Annotated in this window: 12 protein-coding genes; 8 read left to right on the top strand and 4 right to left on the bottom strand. The window is 67.9% G+C overall.

Annotated elements, in window-relative coordinates:
• Positions 1-152: 152 nt before the first annotated feature.
• A complete protein-coding gene (gene lexA / locus OG246_RS40690; RefSeq protein ID WP_266474334.1) occupies positions 153-929 on the bottom strand; it encodes a transcriptional repressor LexA in 777 nt (258 codons plus the stop codon).
• 518 nt (positions 930-1,447) lie between these two features.
• Between lexA and nrdR the strand changes: the two genes are divergently transcribed.
• Both nrdR and OG246_RS40680 read left to right on the top strand, forming a co-directional pair.
• Positions 1,448-2,011, top strand: coding sequence for a transcriptional regulator NrdR (gene nrdR, locus OG246_RS40685; protein ID WP_266474333.1), 564 nt, complete (start codon positions 1,448-1,450; stop codon positions 2,009-2,011).
• Positions 2,012-2,161: 150 nt separating this feature from the next.
• On the top strand, positions 2,162-5,062 hold the full coding sequence (locus tag OG246_RS40680; RefSeq protein ID WP_266474331.1) for a vitamin B12-dependent ribonucleotide reductase: 2,901 nt from the start codon (positions 2,162-2,164) through the stop codon (positions 5,060-5,062).
• Positions 5,063-5,201: 139 nt separating this feature from the next.
• Here the strand turns inward: OG246_RS40680 and OG246_RS40675 are convergent, their stop codons facing one another.
• Entirely contained in the window at positions 5,202-5,735 is a 534-nt protein-coding gene (locus tag OG246_RS40675) for a TerD family protein (RefSeq protein WP_266474329.1), read from the bottom strand.
• Positions 5,736-5,890: 155 nt separating this feature from the next.
• Between OG246_RS40675 and OG246_RS40670 the strand changes: the two genes are divergently transcribed.
• The 4 genes from OG246_RS40670 to OG246_RS40655 all read left to right on the top strand — a co-directional run bounded on the left by OG246_RS40670 (position 5,891) and on the right by OG246_RS40655 (position 10,286).
• Positions 5,891-6,496: a DUF4937 domain-containing protein gene (locus OG246_RS40670; protein ID WP_266474328.1), complete on the top strand. Its 606-nt coding sequence runs from the start codon at positions 5,891-5,893 to the stop codon at positions 6,494-6,496.
• 104 nt (positions 6,497-6,600) lie between these two features.
• Entirely contained in the window at positions 6,601-7,260 is a 660-nt protein-coding gene (locus OG246_RS40665; RefSeq protein WP_266474327.1) for a histidine phosphatase family protein, read from the top strand.
• Positions 7,261-7,272: 12 nt separating this feature from the next.
• Positions 7,273-8,202 (top strand): ADP-ribosylglycohydrolase family protein, encoded by a 930-nt coding sequence (locus OG246_RS40660; RefSeq protein ID WP_266474325.1) that lies wholly within the window; start codon positions 7,273-7,275, stop codon positions 8,200-8,202.
• Positions 8,203-8,828: 626 nt separating this feature from the next.
• A complete protein-coding gene (locus OG246_RS40655) occupies positions 8,829-10,286 on the top strand; it encodes a DUF4153 domain-containing protein (protein WP_266475047.1) in 1,458 nt (485 codons plus the stop codon).
• 94 nt (positions 10,287-10,380) lie between these two features.
• On the opposite strand, the gene OG246_RS40650 is transcribed toward OG246_RS40655, so the two are convergent.
• Positions 10,381-10,515 (bottom strand): hypothetical protein, encoded by a 135-nt coding sequence (locus OG246_RS40650; protein WP_266474323.1) that lies wholly within the window; start codon positions 10,513-10,515, stop codon positions 10,381-10,383.
• Positions 10,515-12,074 (bottom strand): MFS transporter, encoded by a 1,560-nt coding sequence (locus OG246_RS40645; RefSeq protein WP_266474321.1) that lies wholly within the window; start codon positions 12,072-12,074, stop codon positions 10,515-10,517. The genes OG246_RS40650 and OG246_RS40645 overlap by 1 nt, the downstream gene beginning before the upstream one ends.
• Positions 12,075-12,247: 173 nt before the next feature.
• Between OG246_RS40645 and OG246_RS40640 the strand changes: the two genes are divergently transcribed.
• Both OG246_RS40640 and OG246_RS40635 read left to right on the top strand, forming a co-directional pair.
• Entirely contained in the window at positions 12,248-12,871 is a 624-nt protein-coding gene (locus OG246_RS40640) for a TetR/AcrR family transcriptional regulator (protein WP_266474319.1), read from the top strand.
• 220 nt (positions 12,872-13,091) lie between these two features.
• Positions 13,092-13,793 (top strand): ribonuclease HII, encoded by a 702-nt coding sequence (locus tag OG246_RS40635; RefSeq protein WP_266474317.1) that lies wholly within the window; start codon positions 13,092-13,094, stop codon positions 13,791-13,793.
• The last annotated feature ends 44 nt before the right edge of the window (positions 13,794-13,837 follow it).

The raw sequence follows: 13,837 nt of genomic DNA, 5'->3' as shown, positions 1-13,837 counted from the left end.
GCCGCCGGAAAGCGCCCGCACTCCGAGCGCCGGGCCAGGACAAGCACAGCCAAAGGCCCCCGGCCAGAAAACGCACAGGGCCCCGGAACCGGCGCAGTTGGTCCCGGGGCCCGGTCAGGGGCGGGGCGGAGTGTCCCGCCCGTCGCGGCGTGCTAGACGCGCCGCAGCACTGCCACGACCTTGCCGAGGATGGTCGCCTCGTCGCCGGGAATCGGCTGGTACGCGGAGTTGTGCGGCAGGAGCCACACATGCCCGTCCTCGCGCTTGAAGCGCTTCACCGTGGCCTCGCCTTCGAGCATGGCGGCCACGATGTCGCCGTTCTCCGCGACCGGCTGGCGGCGGACGGTGACCCAGTCACCGTCGCAGATGGCGGCCTCGATCATCGAGTCACCGACGACCTTCAGGACGAACAACTCGCCGTCGCCGACCAGCTGGCGGGGGAGGGGGAACACGTCCTCCACCGACTCCTCGGCCAGGATGGGCCCACCTGCGGCGATACGGCCCACGAGCGGGACGTACGACGCGGCCGGCTTGCCCGCCGTGTCCGTGGGCTGCGCCGAGGACTGGTCCGAGCCCCTGACCTCGTACGCGCGCGGGCGGTGCGGGTCGCGCCGCAGGAAGCCCTTGCGCTCCAGTGCCATCAGTTGATGCGCGACCGAGGAGGTGCTGGAAAGGCCGACAGCCTGTCCGATCTCCCGCATCGACGGCGGGTAGCCGCGCCGCTGCACGGAGTCCCTGATGACCTCGATCACCCGGCGTTGCCGGTCGGTGAGGCCCGAGCTGTCCGCCCGGATGCCTGGAGGTCGGCCCGGCAGGGATCGCTTGGGCCCCTCATGATTCGCAGCTTCGTTCATCGCATGCACCGGCTCGAGTCGGCCCTGGGAGCGGTCCTGGGCAGTGATGGTGGCACTGTCTGCGGTGGTGGTCACGTCGGCCCCTCTCGATGGTCTCCCTGCTGGACAACGGTAGTTGCTTTCGAAAGGTTGCGCCAAACACACGTTCGAGTGAAAAAGTGTGGATTGCCTGTCGCGATCATGTGTCTGGGTGTATGGCTAACGCTGCACCTGGCGGACAAAAGGTCTCATTGCTGTACTCTTCCCCGCCGGGGCGACGGCTGTGCCGGTCGACCTGGGCCGCTGCCCAGTCTGCCATCCGGTACCCCGTCGACCGGGAACCGCCCCCCATTCCGTGCGGCGACCACGCTATCCCTGTGTGTCTGAAATCGGTATGGCCTTGCGGCACATGCCAATACGTGTGCGACACGCGCGTCATCGGTGAATTTGCGGGTCAAGCCCCACATGTAGTGGTTGGATTGCAGCAGCAGCCCAGAAGTTGTGGTCCCCCGGGTCTCCGGCCCCTCGGTCATCGCCTATGCTTGGGGCTGCTTCGAGGGACCCAAGGGGTCTCCCGAGCTCTATGAGTCGTGCTGTGAAGGAGGGTTGGAGCCATGCACTGCCCCTTCTGCAGGCACCCCGACAGCCGTGTCGTCGACAGTCGTACGACCGATGACGGCACGTCGATCCGCAGGCGCCGCCAGTGTCCCGACTGCTCCCGTCGTTTCACGACCGTGGAGACGTGCTCGCTGATGGTGGTCAAGCGCTCCGGCGTGACTGAACCCTTCAGCCGTACCAAGGTCATCAATGGCGTCCGCAAGGCGTGCCAGGGGCGGCCTGTCACCGAGGACGCACTCGCCCAGCTCGGCCAGCGGGTCGAGGAGGCGGTGCGAGCCACCGGAAGTGCCGAACTGACCACCCACGACGTGGGACTGGCCATACTCGGCCCGTTGCAGGAACTCGACCTCGTCGCCTATCTGCGATTCGCGTCCGTCTACCGGGCGTTCGACTCGCTCGAGGACTTCGAGGCGGCCATCGTGGAACTCAGGGAAGAGACGAGGCAGCGCCCCGCTGCGGACGAGGCGGTCGACGAAGACGCCTCCGCGGAGCGCCCGGAAAGCGACCGCGGGTCCGGAGAGGCCGTCCAGGTCCCCGTGCCCGCCAACGCCGCCGACTGACGGGAAGGCCGACTCGGGTCGGCTCGTCGGTGGCGACCACAGACCTGTTGCGGGCGGCCGCGCATGCGGCGCGCGCAGCATCAGACACACACCGTGCCACGGGAAGAACGAGGCACTTCTGGGCGTTTTAGCCCGATACAGGGAGGCGGCATGACAGAGACGGCGAGCGGTCCGGCACGAGGTTCCCGCGCCAAGGGAACCAAGGCCAGCAAGGGACTGCGCATCGAGCGCATTCACACCACTCCTGGCGTGCACCCGTACGACGAGGTGGAATGGGCGCGCCGTGACGTCGTCATGACCAACTGGCGCGACGGCTCGGTCAACTTCGAGCAGCGTGGCGTCGAGTTCCCCGACTCGTGGTCGGTGAACGCGGTCAACATCGTCACCAGCAAGTACTTCCGCGGTGCTGTCGGCACCCCGCAGCGCGAGGTGAGCCTCAAGCAGCTCATCGACCGCATCGTGAAGACGTACCGGAAGGCCGGAGAGGACTACAAGTACTTCTCCTCGCCCGCCGACGCCGAGATCTTCGAGCACGAGCTGGCGTACGCGCTCCTGCACCAGATCTTCAGCTTCAACTCCCCGGTGTGGTTCAACGTGGGCACGCCGCAGCCCCAGCAGGTCTCCGCCTGCTTCATCCTGTCCGTCGACGACTCCATGGAGTCGATCCTCGACTGGTACAAGGAAGAGGGCATGATCTTCAAGGGCGGCTCCGGTGCCGGCCTGAACCTCTCCCGCATCCGCTCCTCCAAGGAGCTGCTCTCCTCGGGCGGCAACGCCTCGGGTCCCGTCTCCTTCATGCGCGGTGCCGACGCCTCCGCAGGAACGATCAAGTCGGGTGGCGCCACGCGCCGCGCGGCCAAGATGGTCATCCTCGACGTCGACCACCCCGACATCGAGGGCTTCATCGAGACCAAGGTGAAGGAAGAGGAGAAGATCCGCGCCCTGCGTGACGCGGGCTTCGACATGGACCTGGGCGGCGACGACATCACGTCCGTCCAGTACCAGAACGCCAACAACTCGGTCCGTGTGAACGACACGTTCATGAAGGCGGTCGAGGCGGGCGGCAAGTTCGGCCTGACGTCCCGTATGACCGGCGAGGTCATCGAGGAGGTCGACGCCAAGTCGCTCTTCCGCAAGATGGCCGAGGCGGCCTGGGCCTGCGCCGACCCCGGCATCCAGTACGACGACACGATCAACGCCTGGCACACGTGCCCGGAGTCCGGCCGGATCAACGGCTCGAACCCGTGCAGTGAGTACATGCACCTGGACAACACGTCCTGCAACCTCGCCTCGCTGAACCTGATGAAGTTCCTGAAGGACGACGGCAAGGGCCACCAGTCCTTCGACGTCGAGCGCTTCTCGAAGGTCGTCGAGCTGGTCATCACCGCGATGGACATCTCCATCTGCTTCGCGGACTTCCCGACCCAGAAGATCGGCGAGAACACCCGCGCCTTCCGTCAGCTGGGCATCGGCTACGCCAACCTCGGCGCCCTCCTGATGGCGACCGGCCACGCGTACGACTCCGACGGCGGCCGCTCCCTCGCCGGCGCGATCACCTCGCTGATGACCGGCACCTCGTACAAGCGTTCCGCGGAACTCGCCGCGGTCGTCGGCCCGTACGACGGCTACGCCCGCAACGCGCAGCCGCACCAGCGCGTCATGAAGCAGCACTCCGACGCCAACGCCGTGGCCCCTCGCGTGGACGACCTGGACAGTCCGATCTGGGCCGCCGCCACGGAGTCCTGGCAGGACGTTCTCCATCTCGGTGAGAAGAACGGCTTCCGCAACGCGCAGGCCTCGGTCATCGCCCCGACCGGCACCATCGGTCTCGCGATGTCCTGTGACACCACCGGTCTTGAGCCCGACCTCGCGCTGGTCAAGTTCAAGAAGCTGGTCGGCGGCGGCTCGATGCAGATCGTCAATGGCACCGTTCCGCAGGCCCTGCGCCGCCTGGGCTACCAGGAGGAGCAGATCGAGGCGATCGTCGCCCACATCGCCGAGAACGGCAATGTGATCGACGCCCCGAGCCTCAAGCACGAGCACTACGAGGTGTTCGACTGCGCCATGGGTGAGCGCTCCATCTCCGCGATGGGCCACGTCCGCATGATGGCCGCGATCCAGCCGTGGATCTCCGGCGCGCTCTCCAAGACGGTCAACCTGCCGGAGACGGCGACCGTCGAGGACGTCGAAGAGGTCTACTTCGAGGCGTGGAAGATGGGCGTCAAGGCGCTCGCGATCTACCGCGACAACTGCAAGGTCGGCCAGCCCCTCTCCGCGAAGACCAAGGACAAGGAGAAGGTCGAGGTCACCGCCAAGGCCGAGGAGACCATCCGTACCGCGGTCGAGAAGGTCGTCGAGTACCGCCCGGTCCGCAAGCGTCTCCCCAAGGGCCGTCCCGGTATCACCACCTCCTTCACGGTGGGTGGCGCCGAGGGCTACATGACCGCCAACTCCTACCCGGACGACGGTCTCGGCGAGGTCTTCCTGAAGATGTCGAAGCAGGGCTCCACCCTCGCCGGCATGATGGACGCCTTCTCCATCGCCGTCTCGGTGGGTCTGCAGTACGGCGTGCCCCTGGAGACGTACGTCTCCAAGTTCACGAACATGCGTTTCGAGCCGGCCGGTATGACGGACGACCCGGACGTGCGGATGGCGCAGTCGATCGTCGACTACATCTTCCGCCGCCTGGCGCTCGACTTCCTGCCCTTCGAGACGCGCTCCGCGCTCGGCATCCACTCCATCGACGAGCGTCAGCGTCACCTGGAGACCGGGTCGTACGAGCCGTCCGACGACGACGTGGATGTCGAGGGCCTTGCCCAGTCCGCGCCTCGCGCGCAGGAACTGAAGGCCGTCGCCGCCCCCAAGGCGGAGGTCGTGATCGAGGCGGCCAAGCCCGCCCCGCAGGAGGCCCGCACCAGTGCCGAACTGGTGGAGATGCAGCTGGGTATCCAGGCGGACGCCCCCCTGTGCTTCTCCTGCGGTACGAAGATGCAGCGGGCCGGATCCTGCTACATCTGCGAGGGCTGCGGCTCGACCAGCGGTTGCAGCTGATCTGAAGAACTGAAGGGCGGCACGGCCACTGGCCGTGCCGCCCTTCAGCGTTTTCGCGTCCCGCTGATGTCCTATTGACGCCTTGATGCTGTCCTACGGAGAGGCCTGTTTGGAAAACGCGGTCCCCAAGGAGTGCGTTTCAGGAGTCCTCGCCGCTCCCCATGATCCTGGCGAAGGTCGCCGGGTCCGTGTCGTATCCACGGATGCCGGGGTGGAAAGTCCACTCTCCGGAACCGTCGCGCAAAAACTCCCCGACGGTGGCCGCCGTGGACCCCAGGACATCGCCGAATTCGTCCTCGGCCAGGACGGTGTAGCCCTCGCGCATGCGTAGACCGGGGTTCAGCACGCCGACGAACGTCTTGTGGCCGGAGCGCTGTTGGATGAGTACGCCGACGACCACGCGCGCGTAGCGGCTGTCGAGGCGGTTCAGCTCCAGCGTCATGACCTCGTCCCAGCCGAAGCCCTTGCCGTCCTTGCTGTCCCGGTTCAGATAGATGGTGCCGTCCGGGGAGCGGCTGTCGAAGTGCACTACGTAGGCGGGCTTTCCCTGCGGATCGGCCGCCAGATATGTCGCCGCGATGATGTCGAGATCGGTCGAGGGCTCACCCACGGGACTCGGATCCCACTTCACCGCGAGCTCGACCTTGCGGATGCCCTTGTTGAGACCGTTCACCAGATCTCCCCTCCCCGTTCCCCATCTGCTTCCCGACCCAACTGCTGTGAAATCAGGGTTGGTTGCCCATCGTGCCACGCGCGCGGGGGCGCTCGCGCGGATGCAGTGCGCCGGAGCGTGACCGGCGCCACGTTCCATGGCCGTACGATGGCGCGGTGCTGGTCAAGTGGATTCGCTGCACCGTGGTGGACCGCCGCGGTTTCGAGCGGGGGCAGCGAAAGTGGGCGGGGCTTCTGGGGGAGCCGGGTTTCCGGGGACAGGGCGGGGGATGGAGCCGGGGGCGGTCCGGCGTCGCGCACATTTTCGCCTTCTGGGAGAGCCGTGCCTTCTACGACTCCTTCATGGCCCGTTCTCACGACAGGCTCGCCGCGACGCAATCGGGCACCTTCAAGGATTCCCAGGTCAAATTGTTCGACCACCGTTTCGACGTGAAGACCGGCTTCGAGCCGCGCTTCACGGACACCGACCTGTTGCGGGTGGCTCACTGCCGTATCCACGAGGAACGGGCCGAGCACTTCGCGCTGATGCAGGAGAAGGTCTGGAACCCCGCGATGGCTGGTTCGCCCGGCATGGTGCGGGGCCTCTTCGGGGAGGCGCCAGGACATGAGTTCCTGATCCTCTCCATGTGGCAGTCGGCCGCCGAGTTCGGCAAGTACCGCTCCGAGCGCGTGGAACGGCTCGCGCTGCGCGCTCAGACCGAGGCCGACGTGGCCGCCCTCGCGGGCGACATCGTGGAGCTGGAGCCCGCCTGGACGGTCTGACGAGGCCGCCTGCCGCGCCCCGTGTGTGCCGATGTTGTGTGATCTACGCCGTATGGAGCCCGTACGAGTGCTCGATCCGGGGTCACTCGACTTAGGGTCTTGGCATGGCACGACCACGGCGCATCGTCCTTGTCCGGCACGGCGAGTCAACGGGCAACGCCGACGACACCGTGTATGAACGCGAGCCCGACCATGCCCTGGCGCTCACCGAACGGGGCTGGCGGCAGGCGGAGGAGACCGGGAAGCGGCTTCGGGAGGTGTTCGGGCGCGAGAGCGTAAGCGTTTACGTCTCCCCGTACCGGCGTACGCACGAGACGTTCCGCGCCTTCCACCTCGACCCGGAGCTCGTACGGGTACGCGAAGAGCCGCGGCTGCGCGAGCAGGACTGGGGCAACTGGCAGGACTGCGACGACGTACGCCTTCAGAAGGCCTACCGGGACGCGTACGGGCACTTTTTCTACCGCTTCGCGCAGGGCGAGTCCGGCGCCGACGTGTACGACCGGGTCGGCGGCTTCCTTGAGAGCCTTTACCGGAGCTTCGAGGCTCCCGACCATCCGCCGAACGTGCTCCTGGTGACTCACGGCCTCGCCATGCGGCTGTTCTGCATGCGCTGGTTCCACTGGACGGTCGCGGACTTCGAATCGCTGTCGAACCCGGGGAACGGGGAGTCGCGGATGCTCGTCCTCGGCGAGGACGGCAGGTACACGCTAGACCGGCCTTTCGAACGCTGGCGTGATCCGGAGCCGTACGGAATCACCGGATAGAGTGGCAGTGCGATGACCGCTGACTCCTCTTCCCCCGGACGCCTGGACCGTGCCATGGCCAGCCTGCGTGGACTCGCGGTGGGGGACGCGCTGGGCTCGCAGTTCTTCGTGCCCGCGAACTACCCGCTGCTCAAGCGCCGTGAGCTGCCGCCCCGACCGTGGCAATGGACCGACGACACCGAAATGGCCTGCTCCGTAGTGGCCGTTTTGGCCGTACACGACCGCATCGACCAGGACGAGCTGGCCCGCTCCTTCGCCGAGCACCACGACTTCGACCGGGGGTACGGCCCCGCGGTCAACCGGCTGCTGAGGCTGGTCCGGGAGGGCGGTGACTGGCGCGCGCTGTCGTCCGCCCTCTTCAACGGACAGGGTTCGTGGGGCAATGGTGCCGCGATGCGGATCGCCCCTCTGGGGGCCTGGTACGCGGACGATCCGGAGCAGGCCACGCACCAGGCCGAGATCTCCGCCTACCCCACGCACCAGCACCGCGAGGCCGTGGTCGGCGCCATGGCCGTCGCCGCTGCCGCCGCGCTGGCCGCCGACCCCGCCGGCCCGCCGAGCGCCGAGGCCCTGCTCGACGGCGTCATCGCGCTCGTCCCGCGCAGCGCCGTAGGCGCGGGGCTGCGGCGCGCCCGGGACATGCTCGACTACGCCGATACCGCCACCGTCGCCGCCGTCCTCGGCTGCGGACGGCGTACTACGGCCCACGACACCGTTCCTTTCGCGCTCTGGTCGGCGGCCAGAGGCCTGGGCGACTACGAAAAGGCCTTCTGGGCGACCGCCCAGGTGGGCGGCGACATGGACACGACCTGCGCCATCGTGGGCGGCGTCGTCGCCTCCGGGAAGGCGGGGGCGCCGCCGGGGACGTGGCTGGAGCGGACCGAAGGGCTGCCGGACTGGATGCAGGGGGCGGCGTACGGGCGTACGGCGAGCGGAGCCTAGGGCCTGTCCGGCGGATCAGGCCGGAGACGCCCGGCTTGGTGGGTCTCTCCGGTGGGCCGCAGTGGTGCTTCCTGTCTACGGCTCCACAGCCCGCCGCGTGAGTGCTTCGTGAGGGGCGATCCGCTTCGGAGAGGATCCGGGACGCTGACGGGTCCCGTGAGGCGCGCGCCACGCCGACGCCCGTGCCGGTAACGGCGGCCTCTGTCACAGGCTTGCTACAGCGCCACCGCCACGCCCTTAGGCAGGTTGCCTGTGGATACCCTTTCCGCCACGCCGCCTGTTGATCATGCCGGGCGTGCGCCGACAAGACACCGGTCACCAGCCCTTCCGCCGTCGCGGCGTGTTGTGGGCTGTGTCAGGGCCGGCAGGGAGGGGGTTCCGTGTCCGACATACCGTCCACGTCCGAGCCGAGAGATCAGGGGACCGCGCGGCCGGGAGATGCAGAGCCCGATGCGCCGGAGAGCGTCGGTTCGAGCGGAATTCGTGATCCTGAAGACGCCGTCCCCGAATCGGTCTCCAAGGGGGGCGCGACCGAGCCCGACGGGGAGGACGCGACCGAGCCCGACGAGGACACGCACTGGGCCCATCCGTCGCCCGTCCCCGTCCCCTGGCTTGCCGAGCTCCAGGTGGAGGCCCCCGCCCCGGTGCGTACGGCCACTCTGTGGGCCGCGCTCGCCACCGGACTGCTCAGCATGCTGCTCCTGGGTGACGGCCTGGCGCTCAACCTGGTGATGGTCGCGATCCCGGCCGCGCTCGCCGCGTACTTCGCCGCCCAGGCCGCGGGACGACGCCCGCGCGCGTGGACGCTCGTCTGGGGCATCGGCGGAATCGCCCTGCTGGCCGTGCCCGCACTGCGCGACGCGGACTGGCCTTCGTTCCTGGCCGTGGTCACCGCGATCGCGCTGGGCTCCATGGCGGTGCACGGCGGCCGTACCTGGCCGGCCGTCCTGCTGGGTCCCATCGGCATCCTCAACGCCCTGGTCACCGGCCCCGCGTGGGGCTGGCGCGGTCTGCGCGAACGGTCCGGCAGCTCCCGTGGCAACGTCGGATCGGGGCTGCGCGCGCTCGCTGTGACGGCGGTTCTGCTGCTGGTCTTCGGGGCGCTGTTCGCGGGTGCCGACGCTGCCTTCGCCGATCTGCTCGGTGCTCTGGTGCCGGACACCTCCGTCTCCGGCGGACCCTGGCGCTTCCTGCTCCTGCTGCTCGGCCTGGTAGGCGCGCTCGCGGTGGCGCACACAGCCGCCGCGCCCATCCAGTGGGACCGGGTCGAGGTACCTGCGGGACGGCCCCGCGGCCGACTCGAGTGGGCGCTGCCGCTGATCGTGCTCACCGGGCTCTTCGCGGCCTTCAACGCCGTCCAACTCGCCGTCCTCTTCGGCGGATACGAATCCGTACTGAAGAAGACCGGCCAGACGTACGCCGAGTACGCGCGCCAGGGCTTCTGGCAGTTGCTCCTCGTCACGCTTCTGACCCTGCTCGTCATCGTCTTCGCCCTGCGCTGGGCGCCGCGTGACGGCGGGCGTGACCGGAAGCTGGTGCGCGGTGTGCTGGGAACTCTGTGCGTGCTGGCGCTCGTTGTCGTGGCATCGGCGGTGCGGCGTATGGACATGTATGTGGAGGCTTATGGACTGACGCGGCTGAGGGTCTCCGTGGTGGCCGTGGAGCTCTGGCTGGGCCTGGTCATCGTGCTCATCATGGCGGCCGGAGTGTGGGGCGCTCGCTGGTTGCCGCGTGTGGTCGCGGCGAGTGCGGCGGCCGGCGTACTCGCGTTCGGGCTGATGTCGCCGGACAGCCTGATCGCCGAGCGCAACGTCCAGCGGTACGAGGACACCGGCAAATTCGACCTCGACTACGCGCGAGGCCTGTCCGCCGACGCGGTACCCGCCCTTGACCAGCTGAAGGAACCGTTGCGTTCGTGTGCGCTGCGATCCATCGCGGCTGACCTGGAAGAGGGCGCCGAACCCTGGTACGCCACCAGTTGGGGAGAGGCCCGTGCCCGGGACATCCTCCGCGACCAGCCCGTGTCGAAGGACGCGGACTGGAGCGCGTGCAGTGGGCTGAGCAACGAGCTCCTGTACCGGTGAGACCGGCGTGGGTCACTGAGGCGACAGCTGTCGCGCGGTGACCTGGGCAGCAGAGGTGATAGTGCGCTGCTGAGACGCGCTCGTCGCTCGTTCTTCAGATCTGCTCGTTCTTCAGATCTGCTCGTTCGTCGTACTGGAGTCCCACTTTCATGGTCCTCCTGCGGATGGCCGGACCGGCGTCCTCGCCGTCGATCCCCGGACCCCGGGCCCGGCCCTCCGCAGCCTGCATCAGCCTCCGGCCGGCCCTGCTGTGCTTGCCGTGCCGGCGAGGGCGTCCAGGTCGCTCTTGCGGACCCGGATCACCAACGTTGCGGTAATCAGAGCCAGTAGGGCCATCGCGACGGCCGGGATGAAGGCGGTCGAGATGCCGTTGGCGAGCACCTCGTGACCCCAAGGGGCGGGCAGCTGCTGCGTCTCGGCGAACTCGGCCTTCTGCTCGGCCGAGGCGTTCGCCATGAAGTCCGGGATCTGCTTCTCCGCCTCGTTGCGGCTGGCCGAGCCGAAGACCGTGGTCAGGATGGAGAGGCCGAGCGAGCCGCCCACCTGCTGGGTGACATTGAGCATGCCTGAGGCCGCGCCCGCCTCGTGGGCGGCGACACCGGAGACCGCCGTGAGGGTCAGCGTGACGAAGTTCAGCCCCATGCCGAAGCCGAACAGCAGCATCGGGCCGAGCACCCCACCGACGTACGAACTTCCCGGGTCGATGAAGGTCTGCCAGCCGAGCCCGAGCGCGACGAGCGCCGAACCGACGAGCATGAACGGCTTGGGCCCGAGGACCGGCAGGAACCGCTGGGACAGACCTGCGCCCGTGACGATCGCGACCGTCACCGGAAGGAAGGCCAGGCCCGCCTCGATCGGTGTGTAGTCCAGCACGTTCTGCACGAAGAGGACGATGAAGAAGAACATGCCGAACATGGCCGCGGCCAGGCTGAGCATGATCACGTAGGTGCCCGAGCGGTTGCGGTCGGCGAACATCTTCAGCGGGGTGATCGGTTCCTTGGCCCGCATCTCGATGAACACGAAGGCCGCCAGCAGCACCACCGCGGCACCGAAGGACCCGATGGTGAGGCTGTCGCTCCAGCCCTCCTCCGCGGCGCGGATGAACCCGTACACCAGGGCGGCCATTCCGGCTGTCGAGGTGAGCGCGCCGGAGATGTCGAAGCGCCCGGGATGGCGTTCGGACTCGCTGATGTACAGCGGTGTGAGCACGGCGATCAGCACACCGATGGGCACGTTGACGAAGAGCACCCAGCGCCAGTCGAGCCACTCGGTGAGCATGCCGCCCGCGAGGAGCCCGATCGCGCCGCCGCCGGCCGAGACCGCGGCGAAGACTCCGAAGGCCCGGTTCCGCTCCGGTCCTTCGGGGAACGTGGTGGTGATGAGGGCCAGCGAGGTGGGCGACGCGATCGCGCCACCGACCCCCTGGAGGGCGCGCGCGGCCAGCAACTGCCAGGGTTCCTGGGCGAATCCGCCCAGCAGTGAGGCGAGCGTGAAGAGCAGGATGCCGGTCATGAAGACCCGGCGCCGACCGAGGATGTCACCAGCGCGCCCGCCGAGAAGCAGCAGGCCACCGAAGGTGAGGGTGTACGCGCTGACCACCCAGGTGAGATCGGTCGTACTGAACTTGAGCGCGTCTTGAATGTGCGGGAGGGCGATATTCACAATCGTCGCGTCGAGTACCACCATGAGTTGGCAGGCCGCGATGACGGTGAGTGCGATGCCGGGATGCCCCTCCCGGCGGGCCGCTCCTGGTTTTGGGCCGTCCTGAATCAACTGAGAGGTTGTCACTATGGGTCCCCCACAAGTGCGTTAGTGAACGCTCGCGTTCACTGTTGCGTCAACGGTAGTGAGTCCCCGACAGTGAACGCAAGCGTTCATTGAATCTCTGCCGCGTGACGTCATGAGACCAACTCGCCCCGCCCTGGAAGTCCCGCTCCCTCATGCTCAACGGAGACACTCAGATGGTTACTTCGCGTTGGACGGCTGCCCCCGCTCGGACGGCCTCCCCGCGTCGACGCGGTGCCGTACTCGAACGGGCGATCCTCGAGGCCGCGCTGGAGCAGCTCAGTACGGTCGGCTGGAACGGCCTCACCATGGAGGGTGTCGCGGCGCGCGCCCAGACAGGCAAGGCCGCGGTCTACCGCCGCTGGCCCTCCAAGGAGGACCTTGTCGCGGACGCGCTCCAGGCCGGACTGCCGAGCCTGACGGAGGCGCCCGACTTCGGGAGTGTCCGGGAGGACCTGCTCGAGCTGTGCCGACGGGTGCGCGAGGCGATGTTCTCGCAGCCCGGTTTCGCGCTTCGCTCAGTTCTTTACGAATGCGATGCGGCTCAGGCTGAACGCTTCCATGCCGTGATCCTCGGCGGGGTCGTCGAGCCGACCCTGCACCTGCTTCGTGAGGTCATTCACCGTGGAATGGAGCGGGGAGAGGTGCGACCCGACGCCGCGAACGCATACGTCTTCGATGCCATCCCGGCGATGATGATGTACCGCTCAAAGGTGTGCGCGAGCGAATGGAGCGATGGGGATCTGGAGGAGATGATCGACCAGCTGATGGTCCCGCTGCTGCGGCGGGAGGCTGTCTGAGCGGCGTCGCGCGAGGTGCCGGCTCCACCTGGTTCGAGGTGCCGGATCGACCTTGGTCGACGGGTCCGACCGGTGTCGCTCAGGGTGCCTGATCGGTACCGCTCAAGGTCTCTGATCGGTTCCGCTCAAGGTGTCTGATCGGCCTCGCCGGGGAGCCCGTGGTCGCTCGGGGAAACCAGGGTGTCGCGAGGGGCTCCGGGCGGCGTAGTCTGATGACGCCATGCCGTACGAACCACCCACCCACACCGTCGAGCGCTCCCTCCGCGCAACGACCGGAGCGAAGATCATTGCCGGTGTCGACGAGGTGGGGCGCGGCGCTTGGGCCGGCCCGGTCACCGTCTGCGCCGCCGTCACGGGACTGCGTCGTCCCCCTGAAGGGCTCACCGACTCCAAACTCCTGACCGTCAAGCGGCGTACCGCGCTCGCAGCCGAGTTGGAGAAATGGGTGACGTCGTACGCCCTTGGTCATGCGTCTCCGGAGGAGATCGACAGCCTGGGGATGACGGCCGCCCAGCGGCTGGCGGCCGTACGCGCACTGGAGGCCTTGCCCGAGCGTCCGGACGCCGTCATTCTCGACGGGAAGCACGACTATGTCGGCTCTCCGTGGCGGGTCCGGACGGTGATCAAGGGCGACCAGTCCTGTGTGTCCGTCGCGGCGGCCTCGGTGATCGCCAAGGTTCAGCGCGACAAAATGATGGCCGAACTGGGTATCGACCATGCAGACTTCGGTTTTGCGGCCAACGCCGGGTATCCGTCGCCCGTGCACAAGGCCGCACTGGAGGAGCGGGGCCCCACCCCGTACCACCGGCTGTCATGGGCGTATCTTGATGCGCTGCCCCAGTGGCGGCACCTCAAGAAGGTCCGCAGCTGGGCGGATGGAAGCGTTCCTGAGATCGAGGGCCAGCTCGGCTTCGATTTCTGACGGTTCCGCTCGCACTCATGTGCCACCCGCCGACGCGAGTCGCA

Source organism: Streptomyces sp. NBC_00620 (assembly GCF_026341825.1).
In the GTDB taxonomy this organism is placed as follows: Bacteria; Actinomycetota; Actinomycetes; order Streptomycetales; family Streptomycetaceae; genus Streptomyces.
The sequence above is the reverse complement of the archived record's forward strand: the minus strand, read 5'-3'. Positions and strand labels throughout refer to the sequence as shown.